The 23762-nt window shown below is 60.1% G+C and carries 17 protein-coding genes and 1 pseudogene; 3 read left to right on the top strand and 15 right to left on the bottom strand.

Going from position 1 to position 23762, the window contains the following annotated elements:
- On the top strand, nt 1-183 hold the full coding sequence (locus KAK03_RS24055; RefSeq protein ID WP_210857225.1) for an MbtH family protein: 183 nt from the start codon (nt 1-3) through the stop codon (nt 181-183).
- Nucleotides 184-357: 174 nt separating this feature from the next.
- Here the strand turns inward: KAK03_RS24055 and KAK03_RS24050 are convergent, their stop codons facing one another.
- Nucleotides 358-561, bottom strand: coding sequence for an integrase core domain-containing protein (locus KAK03_RS24050; RefSeq protein ID WP_210857224.1), 204 nt, complete (start codon nt 559-561; stop codon nt 358-360).
- A gap of 96 nt (nt 562-657) precedes the next feature.
- Between KAK03_RS24050 and KAK03_RS24045 the strand changes: the two genes are divergently transcribed.
- Entirely contained in the window at nt 658-846 is a 189-nt protein-coding gene (locus KAK03_RS24045) for a hypothetical protein (protein ID WP_210857223.1), read from the top strand.
- 105 nt (nt 847-951) lie between these two features.
- Here KAK03_RS24045 and KAK03_RS24040 read toward each other — a convergent pair.
- The 14 genes and pseudogenes from KAK03_RS24040 to KAK03_RS23975 form a co-directional block, all read right to left on the bottom strand.
- Nucleotides 952-1763, bottom strand: a pseudogene (locus KAK03_RS24040) (transposase).
- A 100-nt stretch (nt 1764-1863) separates the two neighbouring features.
- Nucleotides 1864-2871, bottom strand: a complete 1008-nt coding sequence (locus KAK03_RS24035; protein WP_210857222.1) for an N-acetylmuramoyl-L-alanine amidase-like domain-containing protein — start codon at nt 2869-2871, stop codon at nt 1864-1866.
- A 16-nt stretch (nt 2872-2887) separates the two neighbouring features.
- A complete protein-coding gene (locus KAK03_RS24030; RefSeq protein WP_210857221.1) occupies nt 2888-3832 on the bottom strand; it encodes a phytanoyl-CoA dioxygenase family protein in 945 nt (314 codons plus the stop codon).
- 44 nt (nt 3833-3876) lie between these two features.
- Entirely contained in the window at nt 3877-5322 is a 1446-nt protein-coding gene (locus KAK03_RS24025; RefSeq protein WP_210857220.1) for a condensation domain-containing protein, read from the bottom strand.
- Entirely contained in the window at nt 5277-5921 is a 645-nt protein-coding gene (locus KAK03_RS24020) for a methyltransferase family protein (protein ID WP_210857219.1), read from the bottom strand. The genes KAK03_RS24025 and KAK03_RS24020 overlap by 46 nt, the downstream gene beginning before the upstream one ends.
- Before the next feature lie 11 nt (nt 5922-5932).
- Nucleotides 5933-7033 carry a hypothetical protein gene (locus KAK03_RS24015; RefSeq protein WP_210857218.1) on the bottom strand — a complete coding sequence of 367 codons (1101 nt, stop codon included), beginning with the start codon at nt 7031-7033 and terminating at the stop codon, nt 5933-5935.
- A gap of 149 nt (nt 7034-7182) precedes the next feature.
- Nucleotides 7183-9801: a pyridoxal-phosphate dependent enzyme gene (locus tag KAK03_RS24010; RefSeq protein WP_210857217.1), complete on the bottom strand. Its 2619-nt coding sequence runs from the start codon at nt 9799-9801 to the stop codon at nt 7183-7185.
- The gene (locus KAK03_RS24005; protein ID WP_210857216.1) at nt 9795-11522 is read right to left on the bottom strand and encodes a carbamoyltransferase family protein; all 1728 of its coding nucleotides are present in this window, start codon (nt 11520-11522) and stop codon (nt 9795-9797) included. The genes KAK03_RS24010 and KAK03_RS24005 overlap by 7 nt, the downstream gene beginning before the upstream one ends.
- Entirely contained in the window at nt 11519-13018 is a 1500-nt protein-coding gene (locus KAK03_RS24000) for a radical SAM/SPASM domain-containing protein (RefSeq protein ID WP_210857215.1), read from the bottom strand. Before KAK03_RS24000 ends, KAK03_RS24005 begins: the two co-directional genes overlap by 4 nt.
- A gap of 42 nt (nt 13019-13060) precedes the next feature.
- On the bottom strand, nt 13061-13819 hold the full coding sequence (locus tag KAK03_RS23995) for a class I SAM-dependent methyltransferase (RefSeq protein WP_210857214.1): 759 nt from the start codon (nt 13817-13819) through the stop codon (nt 13061-13063).
- A gap of 57 nt (nt 13820-13876) precedes the next feature.
- Entirely contained in the window at nt 13877-15127 is a 1251-nt protein-coding gene (locus tag KAK03_RS23990) for a cytochrome P450 (RefSeq protein WP_247661396.1), read from the bottom strand.
- An 81-nt stretch (nt 15128-15208) separates the two neighbouring features.
- Complete coding sequence (locus KAK03_RS23985; RefSeq protein ID WP_210857213.1) at nt 15209-15961, bottom strand: aspartate/glutamate racemase family protein; 753 nt, start codon at nt 15959-15961, stop codon at nt 15209-15211.
- Nucleotides 15962-15971: 10 nt separating this feature from the next.
- Entirely contained in the window at nt 15972-17795 is a 1824-nt protein-coding gene (locus tag KAK03_RS23980) for an amino acid adenylation domain-containing protein (protein ID WP_210857212.1), read from the bottom strand.
- A gap of 2 nt (nt 17796-17797) precedes the next feature.
- Nucleotides 17798-21856 (bottom strand): non-ribosomal peptide synthetase, encoded by a 4059-nt coding sequence (locus tag KAK03_RS23975; protein ID WP_210857211.1) that lies wholly within the window; start codon nt 21854-21856, stop codon nt 17798-17800.
- Between the two features lie 501 nt (nt 21857-22357).
- On the opposite strand from KAK03_RS23975, the gene KAK03_RS23970 reads away from it, so the two are divergent.
- A complete protein-coding gene (locus KAK03_RS23970; protein ID WP_256441172.1) occupies nt 22358-23392 on the top strand; it encodes a TauD/TfdA family dioxygenase in 1035 nt (344 codons plus the stop codon).
- Nucleotides 23393-23762: the final 370 nt, after the last annotated feature.

Genomic DNA, 23762 nt, shown 5'->3' with positions numbered 1-23762 from the left:
ATGGAAGCCGACAAGTACGTGGTAGTGATGAACTCGGAAGAACAGTATTCGTTGTGGCCGGCTGATCGCGCCGTGCCCGCTGGCTGGGCGGTCCAGACCGAACCAAACAACAAAGAGGACTGCCTCGACTACATCAACAGGCACTGGACTGACATGACCCCGGCCAGCTTGCGCAAGGGTTAGGTGTGAAGCTTCAATAGGTTGTTGCGGGTGTTCACCCGGGGTGGTTTTGAGAGACTGGGAATCGCCAAACGCCCTGTCAAACTAAAGCTTGAGTCCGGATGAACGCCAATAAGCACGCCCGATTGACGTTTCTGAGGCGACTAGAGATGGTCGAGGACTGAGGTCGGACTAGATTCAGACAGGTTTGAACAGGAGTCGGCCCACCGGTGACGGGTTGTCCTGACCTTGTTCGATGAACTCCCGCTGGGTCAGGTGACCGAGGGAGCTGTGGGGCCGGTGCTCGTTGTAGTCGTGGCCCCATTCGTGGATTTTTCGCCGTTCATTGTCGGTACTGCCTTCAGTGGCCCAGGCGCCCAACGAGCGCTGGGCCACGGACATGTGTCGCGTCTGGGCAGGGCGGGATGAGGCTTATGCAAAAGCGGCTTGAGCTGAGCAGGTTCTACTGGGTCGATACATCACGTTGCTCATCAGCCGATGCTCCAATCGTTCTCCACACGTATGCAGCCGGCAGACAACAACTCGAACTGCGTCAAGTTCAAACCGAATCAAAAAATCCTCCAGTCCTCTCGCAATTCGCGCCGTGCCGACTCTTGGAAGAGGTCGGCCAAGAAAGTCGCCGGTTCTGATTTCTTCATGCAGGCTGCGCGTGAATTCCAGGGCTGACTAAATACCTAAAGCCGATCATTAATTCATTCAACTAGTCGTCGTATACTCTGACCTGCCCCCTTCGGCCGTACCAGTGATTCGGTAGGGGTCCTGGGTTGAAGGTTAATGGATTTCCGTGGGAGTCAGGTGCCGAGCAGCGTCGCCTGCATGCCGGCGACGCTGCTCGGCGAAGCGCGCTGGTGGTGTCCGCCCTATGCTGCTATGGGGCCTTACCTCGTTGTAGTCGCGCTGCCAGTTGGCGATCTCGGTTCTTGCCTGGTGCAGGGTCTGAAACCAGTGCTCGTTCAAGCTCCACACCTCGTTGATACGCTGGGCGATGTTCAGCGGCGTGCGCTCCATCGCCGGTCGCTTGACCTTCTTGCGTTTGCGCACCGCCAGGTTGGCCGCGCTGTAGAGCCGGTACGTCCGCTTGTGGTTGACGCCCGGGTACTCACCCCGCAGCAGGTCGTGCACGCGCCGGTAGCCAAAGCGCCGCCGGACGTGCGCGATCTCGACGATCTTGTCCTTCAGCGCCTGCGTTTGCACGCTGGGCACCGGTGGGTGCCGGTAGCTGTCTCGGCTTAGCCCCACAAGCCTGCACGCGCGACGCTCGGACAACTGGTGCTCCTGCACCAGCCGCGCAATCATCTCGCGCCTGGCCTGTGGGGCTACCTTTTTACCCCGAGCACGCTCTTGAGCGCATGCAGGTCCAGGTGTGCCTCGGCCAGCAGGTGCTTGAGCTTGGCGTTCTCCGCCTCCAGCTCGCGCAGCCGCCGCGCCTCCGAGACGTCCATGCCGCCGAATTTGGCGCGCAACTTGTAGAACGTGGAGTCCGAGAAGCCGCCCTTGCGGCAGATCTCCGCCACCGCCATGCCGGCCTCTGCCTGCTTGAGGAACCCGATGATCTGTTCCTCAGTGAACTTGCTCTTCCTCATGTCCGCGATTCTCCTGAAAGGCGGACCCCTTGCTACTTCTGATTGGTACGGAGGGTGGGGGGCAGGTCAACTCTTCCATCTAATCTGAGGGGTCTACCGCCTACGGGCATGCAGCAGGCAGCCCGCACCGGAGCACCGCAATTCCAGCGAAATTTGACTGAGCATAGTCAACTAGTGATCGCTTCCTGCTGGAATCGTATCCATAGATGCGGTCACCATCGATGTCAATGGCATGCTCCTCGCCTAGAAATAGCCCCGCATACCCGAATCCGATTTGCTCCCGCCTGCATGCGTCATCATAGAAGACGCCGGTCCCCGGACGCGACGGTGCAACCGTGAAGTGACGCGTCGAATGTAGCAGCGCGATCTTGTCTGGCTCGCATGAGGCAATGCCGAGGTGGTTTACGAAATCGAAATTGGGCGAACCGTCCTTGAGGCGTGCGCCGCGTGTGAAGAGCACAATGTCCCCCGTCCGCAACCGACTCCAATCAATGCCGCTAAAGCTCTCGACGCTTATATACAGAAACTCCTGAGAGCCACTGGCATATCGTGGTAGCACGATGGTCTCGTTGGCGTCGAGAAAATGCGGCCTCCTGTGGGGCTGGAGGTTCAGCCGAACTGATTGGAGCTCGACGCCACATGCGACTTCCGCCGTCACATTGGAAACGAATCCCTTGGCGACTGCGCGGCCGAAGAGCACCTCGGAGGCGAATCCGAGAAAGGTGCCAGTCGCCGGGTGGTTCTTCAGCGCGCCGTCGGCATACCGGATGGAGGCCAGAGACTGGCCTAGGACATTGATGTCCCGCGAGTGCACCAATGCGATCAGGTTGTAGATCGCGGTGCAACAGTCCATCGTTTCGAGCCGAAACCTTAGACAACCGTCGGGCAGCAGAGGGAGTTTGGATTCCGCAAGAAAGGGCGTGCCCACTAGTTCACGGCACGCGAGTTCCATTCGTTTGCCGACGTCACGCTCCCTAGCGAGCGTTGCCAGCAGAGCTTCTAGCCGTTCACGGCTCCAGCGTTCCCCTAGCTCCAACACTAAGGTGGGCCGATACGACGCAGCCGCAAGCTCGTCGTGGCCAAGATGGGCGGGGTTATTCAACATCATTGCGCAGCTCCGAGATTCATCCGTACAGCGCGGGATAGTTGGTTCGAGATCGATATCGAAACTCCATCAGTTTTCGCACGTGCGGATGCAGGCTTTCAAAGATATCGTGATCGAGGTTGTACGCAGGGTCGCCAAACGGATATTTTTCTCCCTCTCGGAAGTATCCGATTGTCAACATGATGCGGGGCTCGCGGGTGGGATTTGGCGTGCCGCGATGCAATGCCCCCGGATCGCGCAGCAGCAGATCGCCAGGTTCTAACTCGACTTTCACGGAAGGGAGGCGGCGTGCGAACAGTTCCATTGGCGGGTTGGCCACGTCCTGATCGAAGGCGCGCATGTCGAACATTGCGAAAGTTTCCCGCTTCCACAGGTGGCTTCCACCCGGCCAGATTTCCAGGGGCCCGTTGTGGAGCCCGCAATGCATCAACGGCACGTTGACGATGGTCCCGCGCGTCTGGCCGTTCGGATAAAAACCGATATCGCGATGAGGCGATTGAAAGGACGAACCGGCCAGGCAGGTGTCGCTGGAAACTGAATTGCAAAAAAAGTTAGCGCCAAGCACGTTCTCGAGGATTGCAACCGCGAATGGGTTCGCGACAACAAGATAATTTGAAAATGAGCCCTTCATTCTGATAAACGCTCGTAGCCGTGCGTTGGCAATCCAGAATATCGTATTTCCTACGGACTGCCACGGGATTTTTTCCAGAGATTTTCCTGGAAGACTCGATTCGCAGTCGTGAATGATTGCGTCGTATTCCCGTTTCATATCGTCAACCAGGGCTGATGGCATCGCCCCCCTCAGAATCACGAAGCCGTTACACATCAGCAATAGGGTGGCCAGCTGCAAATGCTCGTCGGAAAGACATTCATTCCGTCTTTCTTCAGGGGTCAAGTGAACCATATTGGTTTGGCTTGCTGACCCAGCCAAGCGATTGCGGGTGTTGCGATCGAAGTTTTCCATGTGTGCATCCATCCCAGGGAGGGCGAGACTTGCGTGCGGCGCTGTCATATCTTGAGTTCCTCAAAGGAAGACATTTCAATGAGTCTTTCTTGCTGGTCCTTCCATTGGACGCGGCCCTCTGCGGCCGTCTCCAACGTGGCAGTACGCTGTGCAACGGACGTGTCGTCATCCGCAGCACAAGCCAAGAGCGCTGCGCAGAACGTCTGCATCAGCCGAGCGACCGAGTCCTCGCTCAGCACGTCTTGATTGAATTGAACAACCAAGTTCCAGTGGTTCTGGTAAACACGTACATACAGGTTCAAGTCCCGCTTCGGGCCGGAATGTGAGCCGTACTCGAGCGCATTGACACGCGCGCCGCCCAAAGAGGACACAGCCCCGCTGAAGTCTTCCAGCGCAAACCTAATCTGGTCCACCGGCTGGCGCGCTGCAAGTTCAAACTCATCGCTCAACCACTCGAACGGGAGATCCTGATAGTCCAGCGTCGCTGCCACGTGGGATGCAAGCGCGCTTAGAAGCGCCCCTGCACTGCAGGTAGGCTCGAAGCGGTACCGAATGACGTGTCCCGTCATCAGCCTGCCGACGACGTCCTGCAGCCCCGGGGCACGCCGCCCGGAGAACGGCGAGATCAGCGCCAGGTCCGTCTCACCGCTGTGAAGATGGACCGTGACGAGATAGGCCGCCAGAGCCACGACATAGTCGGTCACTCCAAACCTCTCTCGTGCAAGTCGGGAGGCGCGATAGCACGCGTCCGGGAGATGCCCCCGCAGTGCCTTCCCCCGGAAGGAAGATGCCCGACAGCCATCGTGCCATCGTAGGTGTGGCCAAGCGGGCCCAGCCAGCACTGGGGTCCAATAGCGAACGAAGGGGGCCGTGAAGTGGGACTGCATGGTCCAGTTGCTCAGCCACTGGGCGAAGTCGCCAAAGGACTTGCGTCTCGATGTGACTGGCAGGCAGGCTCTAGCCAGCAATTCGTTGTAGGCGATGACGACCTCGTGCCACACGATTTCCATCGAAATGCCGTCTGACACGATGTGGTGCGAGCACACGATGAACAAACTTCGGTCCGACCCGAGGTGTAGCAGTTCGAATCGCCACAGCGGACCGCTCGAGAGAAAGAAGGGTCGCTCGATACGGCGTGCGACATATCCGGAGATGCCTCCATGAGCGTCAAGCTCGTGGCGGTCCACCAGAGTTGCGCGAAGAGGTCTGTAGCGCGCCGGATGAACAACCTGCACGAGATCGATCCCGCGCATACGGATCGACGTGCGCAACGCCTCGTGACGCGACCGCACGACATGCAGTGCGCGCTCGAGAAGCACAGTGTCGATCGCGCCTTGGATGTCATAAACCGTGGTCAAGTTGTCCTGCCATTCGCCAGGATTTCGCCCTGACAGACCCCAAAGGCGGCGCTGCCCCCCGGTGCATGGAAAGTGAATCGACCCTTTCACAGCTTGACGTCCTCGCTGCCGAATCGAGGAAACAGCGCCCATGTCCGGCGCCGGTAGTCGACGTAGCGTCCCCCGAATGTGTGCAAAAGCAGGCGCTCTTCTAGGCGGATGCGATACAGCATCCCGGCAAGCGATACCAACGCCACGACAACTCCGACATCGCTCAGGCCGCACACGAACGAAAAGCTGCCATAGATGAGAATCAACCCGAGGTAGCCTGGATGACGCATGCGGCGGTATAGGCCCTCGGTCAACAGTGTGTGATGCGCCTGGCGGGTCAACGCCATTGTGAAGTGCGATCCGAGGCAACGCATTGCCCCGAGCCGGATGCCCAGGCCCAAGGCAAAGGCGAGAAGGCCCACGATCATGGTCGCAGGACGGACAACGGCCGGACCTTGCTGCGTGGCCCACCATACAGGCGCGAGCAAGCTGACGTCGCGGATGACCGTCAGCACCATTCGGGACCCTCGATCCTCTTCCGCGCCACTCGAGGTACCGCTGCGAACTTCCAGCCGCAACTCCGAAAGAAACCAAACGTCGAACAAAGCGAGCGCCAGCCAGCCCTCCGGCGTACCCGCCAGGACAGCTCCGACCATGCCGGCTATGTTGACCAGCCCCAGGCGAACCAGCCACGAAGGCAAGCCAGCAGGCTTCACGAGGCCCTCATCCAGTTGTCTAGCATTCGCCGCAGGTGCAGAACGACCTCCTGCTCGTACTCTTGCGTCGTATCGCGCAGGGCATAGTGAGGCGCAGCAATCTGCCAGCGAAGGTTCGGTTTGGCCCAACTCCCGTAGCACGGCATGCCGCCGCTCGGGGTCGACGCTTCGCCGATGAATGCGCGGGGTGGTCGAACGCAGGTGAGCCGATAGCCCCTTTCGATCAACGCCCGCTGAGCTTCCAGGCTGTCCGGTCGAGAGATATCTAGATGGACCACCGTGCAAGAGGTTTCGGCGATGCTCGCTTCAAGCTGGTCGAGAGTGAAGCCCGTGCTCCCGTCCAACCTGGATGCGACTGAAAACGCCCGATGGTTGTACTGCCTGATGGCCTCTCCCGCCTGGCAGACCAACTCGAAGCGCGCCTCCGTCCCAACGCTTGGAAGCGGGACTTCGAAACCCAGGGCTTTCGCATGCTGAGGAAGGTTCAACATGAAAAGCGATTCGACGAAACGCCGATCGTCAGCGTCAAGCAGATGGATCGTCGGGAAAGCCAACAGGCCCCGAAGCAGGTCATCCCGATCGCGATTCACCTCGCGGTATTCAAGGCACTCAAGAAACCCGCCTTGCATCACATACCAGGGAGCGAAGCCCCAGAAGCGCGAGCGGATGTATTTTCTGTGAATCGTGTTGACCGACTTGCCTCCGCGGATACCATCTCCTGCAGCGCGCACCCGCGGCACGAGAAGCAGAGTATGGAATGCCTCGTGCAACGCAGGAATCTTTTTCGACAAGAAGTCGATGATGCGCTTGACCGCGTACGGCTTCAGGTGAACTGCGGACATGGATCCAGAACGGCAGATTTCGCCCATGCCGGGCCCAAACTCTTCGCTTGAGTCGATGACGCTGACCGTACCCATGTCACAACTCGAAGGAGTGTCGGGGATCCCGTTGCACCACGCTTCCACGATCGCCGAGCGGCCCCAGAACCAAATGAACTCGCGCGACTCCTTGACCCGTTGTGCTAGGCGCGCAATATCGAAGCTGTCCGTGAAATATTCGCCCGCATAGACCCGGCGCAAGATCCCAAGGCGCGTCACGACCGCCCTCTCCGCGTGCTGAACGGTCTGCAATGGCGATAGCTCGCGCGCGTACTCGGTGCTCTGTACACTGTCCTCGAATACCGCCCGAAGATGGGTTAGGTACCTCTCATTGTCCAAAGCTGGATAGCAGAAGAGCGGTTCGGGAGTCATTCGAGCGGGTCGCTGTTCGTGTTCGTGAAACGATTCAGGGCACGAACGAAGGCCACAGCCAATCGATCGACGCCCGCCGCCGGCAGCAGACCGGTGTACACGCGTAGGAATGGACGTTCGGAATCGGCGATCGCTGCCGCAGCTGAAATGCGCGAGGTGGCAAAACCGAAACTCACTCCCTTCACGAGGGGCACGGCGGCTACACGCGCTTCTTCGAGGACCAGCGCGATGAACGCATTGAGTTGGTCGGGTGCATTGAGTCCTTCTTCGCGGAACTGAAGGCAAAGGCAACCGCCAGTGAAGTTGAGGGTGCACGCAGCGGAGCGGTCCACGTGACCGGGCAGTGCAGGAGAATGGACCCTGAGAAGTCGATCGATCAAGGGCATGGAGGCCAAACCGTGCGCAAGTCGCGCGCAATTGGCACCGATGCGAGAAAGCTGGTCCTCGTATGCCCTGGAGTCGTAGTTCGGAAATAGGGCTGCGTCCGGCGAGTAGAGGATCGCGCCGATATTCCTTCGAAGGCGCTCCATGTACGGGCGCAGCGACGCGCGGTGGACGACGACGCCGGCAAGCGTGTATTCAAAGCCCAGTTGCAGGTACTTTGATGCGCTCTCGTAATAAAGGATCTCTAGATTTGCATTGGACAGGATCTCGTCGGTGAACAGGTGCGTCGGGAGCTGCGCCGATGCCATGGTTCCGTCGACGACCAGGAAGAAAGGCCGATCGATGCTCCGAGCGAGCGTTCGTGCAAGCTTCGCGACGTCGCAGACACGCAGCTCAACATTGTTGGCAACCGGATCGATGAACAAGGAGTCGTGTCCGCCAGCCACGACAGCCGCCGCCACTTCATCGGCATCGTATGATCCCAGCCGATCCACCCTGACACAGGGTAAGGACTCCAGTTGCTCAGAAGCTTCGAAGTAGACATAGGGCGCTTTGGCCACCTGGGCGCCGTGCCGCCAGTGTCGGCGAAGCAAATAGGATTCAATGAGCCCGTATGCTGCCATCCCGGATGAGGTCACTGTGCAGGCGACATCCTCCCGCCCGACTCGAAACACCTCGCGCAGTTGTGACTCAATCCTCGTCACCGCAGGGCTGCCGTAGCGGTCGTAGTTGACGTCGCTGTTCTCTTGGCTGCGCAACTCCAGGAATTGCGGAACGAGAGACTGATCGTACGCTGGGGATCGCCAATCAAACATACGCGTGACAGCCGAGCAGAGGATGTTCATCGCCCGAAGGTGAGACTTGGCCGTAAAGTCGTTGCCGGGCGGCTCTTCATGTTGAGGCGAAGCGATCGCCAGAACGTGATCGGCCATTTGGAGCACTCGAGGTGAGAGCGCAATTTCAAGCGACTCACAATACCGGCGGTATTCATCGATAGATTGGCTTGCCTCGCGATGACGGACTGTCCAATCGCGTCGCGCCACATCCAGATGAACGGGGGTCGGCGCATCTACGGAGGGATCGGGCCGCTCGTTTTCTTGAACGAGCGACGGTTTCGGCATTTCGGGACTGTATCCGTCTGATCTGTACTGGAAGCGTCGCGGTTCCTTGCGCTCGTCTGGAGATTCTCCAATGAGGCCCAAGAACCGAGAAAGCGGAGTACGGTTGGTGAACGGGAAGGCCAGCAGGCGGTTGAGCGTCGCCTTCTGGACATTGCCTCCCGTGAGCAGGAGGAGTGCCGGCCCACGCAAACTGGCCCGGTGAGCGTGCTGCACAAGTGCAGCCACCGCAATTGCGCCGGACGGCTCAACGAGCCAACTTTCGTTCTGAAGCAAGCTTACTGTCGCTGCGGCAATCTCTTCTTCGGAGCAAACCAGCATGGCCTCGGGGGCATCGGCGAGGGAAGACAGGGTCGATTCCTCCTCGGACAACTGAACTGCCAGGCCGTCGGCGAACGTCGGCTGGTTGAGAACTCGAACTGGCTTGCCCGAGTGGAGACTGGCTTGCACCGACGCGTAGTTCTCAGGTTCGGCACCGATGATGCTGAAACTCCCTTGGAGGTACCGACGCGCCCACGTACAACCGGACAAGAGCCCGCCCCCGCCCACCGGCACGTAGACCGCCGCCGGTTGCTCCGTAAGTTGGGAGAGCGCTTCGACGAGGACCGTTGCCCCACCGGCAATCACGCGTCGATCTGCAAACGGCGAAATGTAGTCCCATCCATGTCGAATCGATAGATGGCGCGCATGGGCGCCCGCTGCCTCCAGCGAATCGCCGTGCTCGAGGAGTTGCGCCTCCTCGAAGACCAACTTGCTGCGCTTCAACCGGCTGGCTCCCACAGGCAGCACGATACGAGCTGGAAGGTTCATCATGCGCGCTGCCGTAGCTATGGCCAGTCCATGGTTGCCAGCACTCGCCGCCACCACGTCAGGCCGTGTTCGCTGCGTCAAGGCATTCCATGCACCGCGGAACTTGAAGGAGCCTGAGATCTGCTGAAACTCCAGCTTTGCATACACCGGCACACCGACCAAGGGCTCCAACCACATCAGGCGCTTTATCTGAGTGACGAGCGTCGTTCGTCCCAGCGTTGCCAGTGCTCGATCTATCATGCGACCCGCATTGTCGAGATCGTGGAAGGCGGGCACGTTGTCCTCTTCGACCAACTTCAACATTGGCTCTCCAAAGCTGCTGCTTTGCACAGCAGCACGTCTTCCATCAGCAGAAAGTCGATATCCGTCCCGAGATAGCAATTGATCGCATCGGCCGGACTCATCACGATGGGCTCGCCGTTGACATTGAACGACGTGTTGAGAAGCATCGGAACGCCCGTTCTTTCATCGAATCTTCTCAGAAGGTCTCGCAGTACAGAGTCGCTGAGATCGCACACGGTCTGGAAGCGGCAGCTTCCGTCCTCGTGCACGACTGCTGGCACAACCGCGCGCTTGCTTGAAAGTAGGGGCATCACCAGGTTCATATAGTCTGAACGGAAATCATGCCCAGTGTACTCACGTGTTCTCTCACGGAGAATCGCAGCTGCGAATGGCCGGAACTGTTCGCGAAATTTCACCTTCGAATTGACTCGGTCCTTCATGTCCGCACGACGGGCATCGGCTAATATGCTTCTTCCGCCTAGCGCGCGCGGACCGAATTCAAGTGCACCGTAGAACACGGCGCCGACTTTGCCTTGACAGAGCAGGTCGATGACCCTCGCGCGAGGGTCTTTGTTCTGCTCAGGACTTAATCCACGAGCCTGTACCGCATGCTCGACCTCTTCACGCGTGTACCTCGGCCCGACCTGGGCACGCCGGTTGAACTCGACGTGCCTTGCTGTTTCTCGAAACGAGAAACCGCGGAAGGCTGCACCTATCGCGGCGCCCTGGTCTCCCGGAGCGGGCGGTACGAAGAAATCCCGAAATCCCGACTCCCTGAAGATGCGGCCATTGCAGACTGAGTTCATGGCGCAGCCACCCGAGAGTGTTAGCGGCAATCCGGGGTCCTGTCGAGCCAGCCCGGACAGAATCCGGAGGACAACTTCCTCGTATCGCGATTGCAGGGCACGCGCGATGTCTGCGTGTCGAGACTCGATCGGGCCGTCTCGGTGGCGCGGCGGACCGAGGACCGTGTCTACAGCCTCGCTCAACCAGCGCCGGTCGGTCGACTCGGCATGCTGATACCGCGTGTAGTGCAGATTGACCTTGAACCCGTTCGGGGTGATCGGAAGGAGCGCGGCGAAGAATCGATCAAGGGCACTGTCCTGTTGGCCAAAGGACGCCAGCCCCATGACGCGGTACTCGTCGGCTGCGGGATGAAAGCCGAGATGCTGGGTAACGGCACCGTACACGAAGCCCAGCGAGGAGGGCATCGCCACCCGCTGAATACAACTGACGCGGTCTGCATCGCAGCGATAAACGGTCAGACTCGCATACTCACCGCGACCATCGATTACTACAGACAGCGCACGCTCGAAGCCGCTGGAGCGATGCGCATACAGGGCGTGCGCGAGGTGATGGTCGACAAAGTCGATCGGGGGCAGCGCCCCGTTCTTCCATATCTCCTGCAAGGCCTGTCGAACCAGTCGGTTCGATCCCACGGCTTTCCACCTGCGGACTATTCGCGCCAGCGTTGGCCGCCGGACATCCAGCGCGCCGCGCAACTCGGATAGCACTGCAGGAATCAACGCAGCGCGATCGTCCCAGTAGAAGGCGACCCGGTCGATATCTCGAGGTGTAAGCCCGCACATCGCTAGTGCCGCCCTGCAGGATTCAAATGGGAAGCCCCACTGGTTCTTCCTGCGAGTGACGCGTTCCTCTTCCAGCGCGAACCGGACCCTTCCATCTTCCACCACCGCGGCGGCGGCGTCGTGAGCCAAGCCAGCGATACCCAAGGTGATCATGCGGCGACGGTGGAAAGCTCGGAGGGATTCAGCTTCTTGATTTTCTCGTGGAGGATTATGGAGCTCGCGATGAACTGGCGTCGAAGCTGACAGCGGATTCGATCGTTCTGCATGGGATCGTCGTGCTTGTATACGCCGAATGCAGGGCATCCGCCCAGGCAGACAAAGCGGGCCCAGCACTTCGAGCAGTCCGCATCGGGATTGGTGAGTCGCCAGTTGCTGCTCCAATAGTCGATGAACGACTGATCGACCCCGCGCCGGACATCTCCCATCTTGAATCTCGGATTTCCCTCAGTGCGGTGGCACGTATAGATGTCGCCGGCCGCCGAGATCGAGACGACGTTGATTCCCGCCCCGCATTCAACGCCACTGTTTTCGAGGATCGATCCACCCGCGACGAGGTCGCCCTTGTTCTCCTCGAGATATATATTGGTTGCAACGGGCTTCTGCACCAGTCGACCCATGTATTTGGAGTAGGGATTGAATCTCCGCCAATCGAACCCGTTTTCAAGGACCTGTTGCTCGAACCACCGGCTGAGATGGTCGATGCCGTTGAGGGTGAGATCGAGGTTGTCCTGCGTGACTTCGCCGACCGTCCCGTCGATGCCCCAGATGAAGTCCATTTTTATGTTGTCGTAGCCGAGCTCCTCCACCATAGTCTTGGCCTGGTCCGTGAGACGGTCGCCATGCTCGCCGAAGTAGGAGGCGCGGACTTGGAACTTGACCGGACTCTCCTTCAACGCCTTTCCATATTTGAAGTTCACCGCGTCGTACGTGCCCCCGCCCTTGCTGTTGACTCGATAGCGGTCGTTGATGTCCTTGGTACCGTCCATGCTCAGTCGGACGGCGATCTTGTACTTGTCGAAGAAGTCCAACCAATCCTGATTTATGCCGATTCCATTGGTGGTGATAGAGAATTCCACTTCAACGCCCTCGCGTCGACCTCGCTCGGCGGCATAGTGTACTAGGTGCTCGAGGCAAGGACGATTGAGCAACGGTTCTCCGCCGAGAATGGCGAATCCCAGGCTCGACGAGCCACGATGCTCGAACGCAAAGTCGACCACACGCTCGGCGGTCTCCACGCTCATCATGATCTGCTCGCCCCCGCCGTACTCTCCCTCGTCGGCATAGCAGTATGTGCACTTGAGATTGCACCCATAGGCGATCTGGACCACGACATCCTGGAGTCGCATGCGATCGCTCTTGCGGTGAGCCTTGCGATGGGCGTCATTGCCGAACAGCTTGCCTTCGCTGACCAGATGGCTGACCGTGGGGCTGCGCAACAGGTCTGCCGCGTCTCGGGTTTCGGCGTAGCGCTCCACGAGTTCAGCGTCTTCAACCGTGAGTTCGAACGAAGTCGAGGTCGTCACGTCGAACAACAGCTGTCCTTGCGGGTGCCTGATGAGCGCCGCATTGGACTCAAGGTAGGCGATATTGCGAAACGTCACCAGCCTGCGGTTTTCGCTCCTGCGAATGATATTGATCAGCTTGGGCACACGAACTCCTTGTTTTGGGCAGGTTTGTATCGACGTACAGCTTCAGGCCTGCGCCTTCAATAGCCATCGGTGATACTGCGTTCGCTCGGGCTCGATGAGCTCAACTGATCGGAAGCCTGCAGCGCGCGCAATCTGCGCGAGACGGTCGTGCGGCACAGGACGGTAGCGACCCACAAAGTGGAGCGCCGCCCACGTTCCCTCGCTGTCTTGAACATTGAGGTACAAGTGGAAGTCGTAGCAGGACTCGTCCTGCCAGTCCCAGACTTGGTGAACGAATCGTCGCGATGATTCCTCAGCATAGAACGTCGGTACCGTCACTGTCGGCCGCGCGTTCGCGTCGTCGTAGGCGCGGAAGGCAACAAGTGCCACACCGCCCGGCTTCAGGCTGTTTCGTATGCAACGAAGCGCAGTGAACACTTCGTCGTCATCGGCGGCGTGGAAGATGTAGTTGTCCATCAGAAGGGCAACGTCGAATGCCTCACTCGCCCATCGCATGTCATCTGGCTCTTGGACAAAATCACAGTGATGCACATCGGCCCTCAGCTCGCGGGCGCCGAGTTCGCGCCTGCACCTCTGCACACAAAGCGCTGAAGAGTCGATTCCCGAAACAGTGAATCCGGCTTGCGCCAGAGGCACCAGTTGGGTCCCGATGTCGCAGGCGAAATCAATGATTCGTACATCGGGACTGGGCTTCGGCAGATGACTCGACAGCTTCTCCAATTGCCAGGTCTGGAATCGATCCCAGTTGGCGAACAGCAGGTGGCTAAAGGGAGCCATGGCGTCGTAGTAAGCACTTTGCAAAGCTTCACTCCTTAATGTGTAGAGCGATGTGTGATGTGCATGTGGGACGGAATCGGTCTATGACGACGAGTCTCGCGATGGGGTCCTGTTGACCTTCAGCTTCCGAAGCCCTCGATACAGCGGCATGTCAATCCACTGCTGAGGTTCATCGGCCAGACAAGCCTGGGGCCATCGCCGTACCAGCGCGCCGATGGCACACTCCGCCTCCATCAGCGTTAGTGTTGCGCCGATGCACACATGCGGACCCGTGCCAAACGACAGCGGGATTCCGACCGGTCGATTCAGGTCGATCTGCTCTGGATCCGGATAGCGAAGCGGATCGCGATTGGCTGAGCCGATAAGCGGCAGAACGAGGTCGCCGCGCCGGATGTCCTGACCGAATAGTTTGAAGGCACAGTTCGCTCGCCGCCCGGTATATTGGACCGGACTGTCCCACCGGAGCAATTCTCGCACCGCAGCCGGAAGTCGCGCCGGGTCGTCGAGGGATGTCCATCGGCGTCGGTCGGCAAGTAGCCAGTAGACCGCAGTGCCCAGAAGGTGTCGTGTCGTCTCATGTCCGGCAAACAGAACCATCGCGCATTGAGCGAGCATCTCCGCGCCGCCTTCGATCTCGCCACGCCGTTGAGCATGCATCAGTATGCCCAGAAGATCATCATCGTGCACGTCGCCGCTGGACATGCAACGATCGATGTATTCGCTCATAGCGAGCATACTGTCGCGACCGGCCATGATTTCCGAGGCCGTCGGCAAGACGGATCCCAGAAACGCGGCGATGTCCGTGGACCACGCGAGGAACTGCGCCTGATCGACGGTGCGGAACCCGAGAAAGCGGGAGATCACGCGCGCCGGTAGCAAACGGGCAAATCCTTCGATGAAATCGAAAGGCTCAGTGGCCGCGCAACTCGCCTCGATTTCGTCCATCAGTTCGCCCACGGCTTCGACGACGAAGCCCTGCAGCTTCTGGATAGACGCGGGTCGAAAGCCCGCCTGCATCGCCTGCCTCAACCGAGGGTGGGTCGGCTTGTCGACGAAAAGCATGGCCCGCGCGAACAGCCGCTGCATGTCGATCAGGCGGCGCCTTTCCTCGCTGCCGCGCAGAGACTGCCGCATGACCCAGCCGCCTGTGCGATGGGCCGACAGGCGAGGATCCTTAAGGGCAGACTGAACCCCCTCGAAGGTCGTCAGTACCCATGCCCCACCGAACAGTTCGTCCGTCCAGTGGATGGGGCCCTTCCGACGCAGTTGTCGATATCGCGGATACGGGTCGTCACCGCAATACAAGTTGTCCGACGGGGCGAGCAGCGCCATTGCCAATCCTCCCTTGATTTGGTCGCTTAGGTACGCCCATTGGCACGACGCACCGCGAGAATGATAGCGAGACTTCGCCTCTCAGCAGTCCGTCCGTTCCTTCGCAAGACAAGACATTGCAGAAGCCACAAGTCTGGCGTATTCGCGTGAACTGTCGAAGATGGGTACTTCAATTCCAGGAATCTCTCCAAGCAAGGTCAACTCCGAGCATGACAGCAGCACGGCGTCGCAGTCTTGGTTGTGCAATAGATCGCGAAGCCTTGTCGACAGCGAATATTGCGTCGCCGGTTCGTTGACGGTGCACAGCTTCAGACGATCGATTACATCGTAAATCGCTTCACTTAGCTCCGGCGTGGGATAGATGGAGCCCGGTAGATACTCGCTGTACAGCCTCTCGGTTACCGTGATGGGCGCGCCTAGTACCAACGGCCGCGACGCCCGTTGCACAATTGCCTTTCCAACCATTTCGATCATGTTCAGCCACGGCACCGGCAGCTCATGCGCTATTTCGGCTCTGAAGTGATGAGCAGCATTGCAAGGCACCGCTACGGCGATTGCTCCTTGCCGAGCAAGCGCCTCGATGGCGCGGCGAATGGCCGGGGCCGGCGAAACGCCACGACCCCGATACGCGGCCTGCCGATCAGGGATCCGCGGATCGTTGTCCAGCAGTACCCGAATGTGGTCGCGCTCGCACTCTACAGGCGTGGCGTGAAGAAGGTGCTCGAGAAACTTCACGGCTGCAAGCGGCCCCATACCGCCGACCACGCCCAGTGCGGGTCCCCCATGGCCTTCCACTTGCAGCGGAGCGTTCAACGGGAGCGGGTTGCCGAGCATCGCATGTCCATCAAACAAACGCCGGCAAGTCGGGGGGGGCCTGCGTCAGGTCTTCCTTGCGGCACTCGATGCGAGACAGAAGGCCTTCGACCGTGGGATGGGCGAACACCTCTGAAACGCAGACGCGCATCCCGCAAAGCTCCTCGATTCGGGCGCACAGCCGGACTGCGGCAAGCGAATTGCCGCCTAACGAATGGAAGCTCGCCTTCATCGAGCGCGGGCCTGGAAACGCTTCTTGCCATGCCGCGGTGACGGCCTCTGCCAGCGACCGGCCAGCGGCGGACCCAGCGGAGGTAGCCCGCGCCGCGTAATCTGCCAAGTGTTCACGTGCGAGCTTGCCCGACCTTCCGAGTGGCATTTCTTCGACGATCACCACGCGGTGCGGCACTGCGTGCGAGGGAAGCAGGGCCGTGGCGCGCGCCAACAAGCGCGATTCGTCGACCCCTTCAACTGGACGCTCCAGCACGACGCAAGCGACCAGCTTCGCCAAATCCGCATCTGACCGCTCGACGAAGACACCGCAGTCAACGACGCCGTGAACTCCACGGATGCAGGTTTCAATCTCTTCGAGTTCGACGCGATTGCCGTTGACCTTGGCCTGAAGGTCAAAGCGCCCCCGGAACTCGATCTCGCCGCAGGGCAGCACGCAGCCTCGATCGCCGGTCCGATACAGTGTCCCAGGCACTCCCGGCACGTCGTGTATGAACCGCTGCGCCGTCTGTTCCGGCTGCCCAAGGTAGCCTGTCGCCACGGCGACACCGGAAATGCAGATCTCCCCGTCGGTGCCGTCAGCTACTGGCTTCAAAGACGCAGGATCGCGCACGTCCACGCACACGTGCGGAATGGCGCGCCCGATGGGGACGCGATCGCGCATCGCGTCGTCGTGCGTGCATTCATGGGCAGTGACGTCGATAGAGGCTTCTGTCGGGCCGTACAGGTTGTGCAGACGACAAACATCGAACAGCCCGAAGAAGCGTTCAACCGTATCGGGTGGCAGCGACTCTCCGCTGCAGAAGATGTGCCTCAGGCTCTTGCACTCGCTCACGTCCACGTGGGCGAGAAAGGCTCTCAGCATCGTGGGCACGAAGTGAGCGACCGTGACGCCCCGCTCTTTGATGAGCTGCGACAGGTAGCGCGGGTTCCGATGTCCGTTAGGAGCAGCGACGACCAGGTGGCCGCCGACCGAGAAGGGCAAGAAGAACTCCCAGACCGAGACGTCGAAGGTCGCGGGCGTCTTCTGTAAGATGACGTCGCTTCCGGTCACGCCGTAGCTGTCGCGCATCCAGCCGATCCGGTTCTCGAGCCCGGCGCGTGTATTAAGGGCGCCCTTCGGCTCGCCAGTGGACCCCGACGTGTAGATGCAGTATGCGGGCCCATAGGGATCCAGCGAGATATCCGGGAGCTGCGCGACGCATGAGGCGACCGACTCATCCACAATGAGCAACCCGGTCTCATCGGGCACGCAATGACCGAGAACACTTCGTACCGCCTTCGTGGTGATCAGCATCCGACAGCAGCTGTCCTGCAGGATCTTCCTGATGCGAGATTCGGGCAGCGTGTGATCTAGGGGAACGTAGCAGGCATTGCAGCGAGCCACTGCAAGGATGGCCACCACGAGATCGAACGAACGTTCGAGATGAATCGCGACCAATTCGCCTTCGCTGACGCCCTCAGCAGCCAGGCGGCAGGCAATGTTACGTACCTGAAAGGCGAGTTCGGCGTAGGTCCAGGTTTGATCCAAGAACGTCAGCGCCGGGCGGTCCGGAGTGGCACTACCAAAGTGCTCGAACGCCAAATCGATGCGTCGAGAAGGAATGCCGTTGGAAAACGTCATGCTTACTCCCGTTCGAAAGCTGAAGGCGCGACCGAAGCAGCGTTTAGTGCAGCGATGGTGCTTGCGATCTCGTCCGCTCGATTCTCAAGAAAGGAATTGTGGTCACCTTGCACCGTCCTGCGACACACTTCCCGGAACCCCTGCGCCTGCCAGTATTTCTTGTCCAATGCTTCCGCCATCGACTGGTTCGCCTCGATAGACAGGAGTGTGCCGAAGCAGGCTGCGGGCTCGCGGGGCCTTGCCGGCAATTGGCACAACGAACGGACCTGGTTGGCATAGCGCGACGAGGCTCGAAGATGCGCCGCGGTCACTTCCCAGTGCCGTACCAAGAAGTCTCGCCACTGCACACGGTCTTCCAACGAAGCAAAGTTCATCGCCGCGACCGCTTTTTCCGCACACTCGTGATTGTCAAGGCCGTGGAACGCCTTGGCATAGAAGGAATCCGTGCGGCTGGCATAGCGTCGGCACAGCGCGGCATAGTGGCCGCTGCGGTAACGTTGGGTGCGGTCGCTGTCCAGGCCGGTTTCGTCGAAGGAGCAGTCAAGAGCGACTGTCAGTGGCACGCCGATCCCGTGTGTATCGGCCAAGTAGCGGGTCAGCCGTGCCGCCAACATTCCACCTAGACAATAGCCAACCAAGACAAGAGGGCCCGCACCAAGCCTTGCGACCTGGTCGCCGTAGCACTTGCACATCTGCTCGAGGTCGTCTTCGACCGCGTCGCCGACTTCCACGCCGTTGTAGTGCAGATACGCGACCTTAAATTGATGACGCAGCAGTTCCCGCCCAAGAGGGTTCATCGCCATCCCCAGCCCGCCGCCCCCCGGCAGCAACACGGCCGTGGGACCTGCAAGGGGCAGATCTGATTCGAATGAAAGATTCGGCGTGCTCGCCGAGGTGCACCGGAGTCCCTTGCCCTTGCGCAGCGTGTCGTCTAGCAGTGTTCGCGTGGCCATACGCCGGTCGTAGACCAGCAGCAGCAGCGAAGCGAGGCTCGGATGGCGGAAGACGTCCACCGTCTTCACCTCGACTTCGAACGCGCGCGATACCAGCCCGCCCAGTCGGACGGCTTGCATAGAGTTTCCACCGAGTTGGAAGAAGTCGTCCGAGACGTCGACGACGGGCCGCCCGAGAGCAGCTTCCCACAACTGCGCCATCTTGAGCTCGTTGTGGCTCTTCGGGGGCTGGGATGTGCAAACCTGGCTCACCTTGCCCGTTGTTTGCGAAAGCGCCGCCCGGTCGAGCTTGCCGCTCCGGTTCAACGGCAACCGGTCCAACACGACCCACACGCTGGGGACCATGTAGTACGGCAACGCGGCGCGCATGCGGTCGCGTACCGCAACCACCGATCCGTCGCCGGCTCCCTTCTTCGGAACGACGCAAGCCACCAGATGACTACCGTCCTCGCCTTCCTGCAGGAAGACACCTGCCTGAGTTATCAGCGGATCCCGCAGCAAGGCATGCTCGACTTCACCAAGTTCGATGCGAAATCCGCGAAGTTTGACCTGGTCGTCGTTGCGTCCCAGGTATTGAATTTTTCCGTCGCTCCGCCAACGCACGCGATCGCCCGTCTTGTACATCCGGCTTCCCTGTGGTCCGAACGGATCGGGGATGAATCGCTCGGCGGTCAGGTCCGTCCTGCCCAGATAGCCGCGCGCCAGGGAGAGGCCCCCGATGTACAGTTCCCCCGCGACGCCCACCGGCACGGGTGACAAGTTCTCGTCGAGCACGCACACGCGGGTCTGCGCAGTGGGGCCGCCGATCGTAACCGGGCCGGACTTGAGCAGCGGCCCGCCGAGTGACCAGATTGTGGTTTCCGTTGGTCCGTAGAGATTCCAGGCTTGGTCCGCGATGGAGGCGAGATACTGCGCCAGATCGTCATCCAGCGCTTCTCCGCAAGATAGAGCCAACCCGAGCGACAACTTGCGCGGCAGTTGTCTGAGCAGGCGCCACGTCGTTGGCGTCGCAAGCATTGACCGGACGCTGTGGCGCTCGATGAGGTCTGCAAGGCGATTCGGGTCCAGAGCGTCTTCGCGACTGGCAAGTACCACTGTTGCACCGACGCTGAGCGCCCCATGGATCTCGAATCCCGAAAGATCGAAGGTCACCGGAGCAATGGCAGCTACGGTGCTGCCCGGCGGTATCCCGAGCTGTGCCTGCGTGGTGTTGAGGAACGCGGACAGCGCGCCATGAGGAATGCACACGCCCTTCGGCTGCCCCGTCGAGCCGGACGTGTACAGGCAGTAGGCGAGGTCTGCGGGCTTGAGAGGGACCTTCGGCGAAGTTACAGGCATCGCCTCGATGCGCGTTCGGTCGCGACCGAGCAGTATCCAGCGCAGCCCCGGAACCTTACCGATGATCTCGTCGGCAATTGCAACACATGCCCGCGCATCGGACAGCAGCGAAATCTTTCGGGAAATCGGTGCCTCGATGTCGATCGGTAGGTACGCGCCTCCTGCCTTCAGAACAGCCAGGATCGAGACGATGAGCGAGGCGGATCTCTCGAGCAGGATAACAACCACCGCACCACTGCACACGCCGTTTGCGCGCAAATGATGCGCGAGCTGATTGGCGCGCGCATCCAATTCACCATAGCTGAGGCGTTCGTCCTCGAAAAGCAGGGCGGGTTGCGCAGGATATCGAGCCGCCATCTGCCCGAACATTTCATGCGCGTAGGGGTGCCATGACTCCTGTCCGACTTGGCTCCCGACGTTCCACTGATTCATGACCTGCTCACACTCCCGGGCGGTCATCAGCTGGATATCCTTGAGCCGAGAGTCTGGCGCGCGCGTCATCCCTTCGAGCGCCTGGATCCAGTGACCGGCCATCCTCTCTACGGTCCGGCGGTCGAACAGGTGTGCGTCGTACTCAAGGGCGCAGCTCAGGCCGTTCTTCCCCGCCACGATTTCGAGGGTCAGGTCGAACTTCGCGCCGGTGGACTCGACAGGCAGGTTGTGCGCTGAGATACCGACCAAATGGATCCCGCCTCGTGTGGAGTCGGCAGACGGAGCTTGGAAGGTGATCATCACTTGAAAGAGCGGCGTGTGGTCGAGCGCTCGACGAGGCTTCAACTCATCCACTAGCTTCTCGAACGGCAGGTCTTGGTGCGCATCAGCGCCAAGGATTGATTCACGCGTCTGCGCGATAAGGTCGCTGACGGTGGCGCTCAGATCGATCGTGGTACGCAGAACCAACGTGTTGACAAACAGACCCACCACGCCTTCGACCTGTGCCCGCCCCCGATTGGCCACCGGGTACCCGACGCACACGTCGTCTTGTCCCGCGTGGCGCGAGAGGACCAGCGAAAAGGCGGCCGCCAGCACCATGAACGGCGTCGAATTCAGACTTCTCGCCAGCGCGTGGATGTCGTTCGCAAGCGACTGGCCTACCTTGAGATCCACGACACCCACAGCTTGGGTTCTCGTGGCCGGGCGTGGTCGGTCCAGTGGCAATTCGATCAGGCGGGGCGCATCCTTGAGATACCGCTTCCAGTAGTCCATGTGCCGAGAGAGTTCCTCGCGCTGCAGCCATGCACGCTGCCACATCGCGAAGTCCGCATACTGAATCGCGAGATCGCTCAACTCTGCGGGCCGCCCATGCTTGCGGGCTTCGTACCCGAGGCAGAGCTCCTTTAGCACGATCTCCTGAGACCAGCCATCCGCGGCGATATGGTGCAACGTGAGGCAAAGAACATGGTCGTCTTCCGCAATCCGCAGCACCCGCGCACGGATTAGCGTGTCGCGAGTCAGGTCAAATGCAGCTCCGGCTTCTGCTCGGATCCGCGGTGCCAGTGCCGATTCGGTGCAAGCTTCGATCTTGAGCGCTTGACGACTGGCTGGTCGTATGACCTGCAACAACCGGCCATCCTCTTCGACGAACACCGTCCTCAATGCTTCGTGGCGAGCCAAGACATCGTTAAAGGCGTCTTCGAGCGCCGCGATGTCGAGCGCACCCAGCAGGCGCCATACTGTCGGCAAGTTGTACAAGCCAGCCGTTGCTTCGAAGCGGTCTAGGAACCACATGCGGCTTTGACCAAAGGAAGCGGGAAAGGCGTCGCCGTGCACGTTATGTAGTCCTGTTGAAGGGGTCACTGTCAATGCCGAGCCTTGAAACGATTCCCGGAGTTCTCAAGGCCCGCCGCTCCACGTCCATGGACTTACAGTTGGGCAGTCACCTAAGGCGGTCTCGACGCGGATCGGGCACCGGAAGAGCGCGGACTACGGATTCAGCCGAAGACGGCTGTGAAGCCCGATAGGAACACAGAAGATTGGCCAACGCATTGAGCGCGGCGCCCGTAAGACGAACGCAAGGACGCGGTTGGCCCGACGACTAAGGTAATCGCTATCCCAGCGATCGATCGCCCATCGAGTGTGCATCTAGGCTCCCTGAGTTGGTGGCCCTTCGATGAGCCGCCTTATTCACTTTAGTATACGTTGAAGCGCAGATCCCGCACGTTATGCCCTCGCGCCAACGAGCAGCAGCTTTCTGGCACGCTTCAAGTAAAGCGCGTCGCATGAACTAGACTTCCCGCTCTCATATTGAGTGGAACCGAGGGAGCGCCAGCGATGGATATAGGATTGGGATGGAGCAGACCGTACAGTGGCGCGCCGACGGCGCTTTGCGCCAATGAAGGCACACCGCCGCGATGCCATGAAGAGTTCGAAGAATGGCTGTGCGAGAACACCTCTGCGATACTTACTCGGATGCGATCCCATGGAAGCGTGTTGTTACGCGGGTTCGCGGGAACCCTCGGGGCCGAAGCTTTTTCGATCGCCCTGGCTGCAATCGGTACGCCAATGCATGACTACGTTGGCGGCAGCACACCCCGCAGAAGGCTTGGAAGTCGCACGTACTCCGCCACTGAACTCTCTGGCGAGTACAGCATCGCCCTTCACCAGGAAATGTCCTATTTGCCGGTAGCGCCGGAGGGAATCGGCTTTTACTGTGAGCGCGCGGCCGACGCTGGGGGGTGCAGCCTCCTGGCCGACGCGAGAGACGTCGTTCGTCTGCTGCCGCAGCCGGTAATCGAATCGTTTCGAGATCGAAACATAGCCATCACCCGTGCGTTGCCATCCCGGGGTTCCATGTACCTTGCGTCGGGCGTGTCGCGGCCTTGGCAGGACGTCTTCGAGACCGAGGAACGGTCGTCGGCCTTCGACATCGCTAGCCGTCGAGGCTGGAGCGCATCCTGGTGCGACGACGGCACGATGCACTTGCGCCATGGGGTGACTTCGGCCTTCAGGCGTCATCCTGAGACCGGCAGTGAGGTCTGGTTCAACCAGGCTCACTACTATTCCCCCGATTGCATGCTTCAGTGGGCTAAGCACGACCAGCGAAAGCAGCAGGAGCGGTACATTCAAAGGCTGGTCGACCGGGGCGACAAGGATCATCTGAATCGAGTGACATATGCGGACGGTGGTCCCATCCCTCGTGAAGCTCTCCTGTCGATCTGGACAGCCTTGAAGAGGTCGGAGCGCGCCGTCGAGATGCTTCCCGGAGACATCCTTCTCGCAGACAACTATTTCGTCATGCATGGACGAGAGAAGTTCTCAGGGGCGAGGTCGATGCACGCAGGACTGATCGCCAAGCTCCATCAATAGCCCTGCATCTTCGGATCGTGTGAGCCAGATCGATGCGGTTTGCTGCGCGGGAACGTTGGGATGGTCGCAACTCACGGGTCGAGGGAGATGCAACGCAAAGCACGGGTATTGGCAGCAGATGTCCTTCTGCTGCGTCGTTGGCGGCCGGCGCAGTACCTGGCCCAATCCGGTGCGCGTCAAGCTACTTGTCGCCTCAGTCATTCAGCCATTGGCTGAATATCTCGCTGGTGCGCGACCGCTGAGACTAAGCAGTCGCGTTCAGGATTGAGGGCGACCTTTGCGATGTGCGTCCATGTATCGACCCAGCAGAACCTGCTCAGCTCAAGCCGCTATTGCATAAGCCTCAGCGGGGGTCCTCATGTTCAGCGCC

Origin of the sequence: Ideonella alba (assembly GCF_018069845.1) — a bacterium.
GTDB lineage: Bacteria > Pseudomonadota > Gammaproteobacteria > Burkholderiales > Burkholderiaceae_C > Ideonella > Ideonella alba.
The sequence above is the reverse complement of the archived record's forward strand: the minus strand, read 5'-3'. Positions and strand labels throughout refer to the sequence as shown.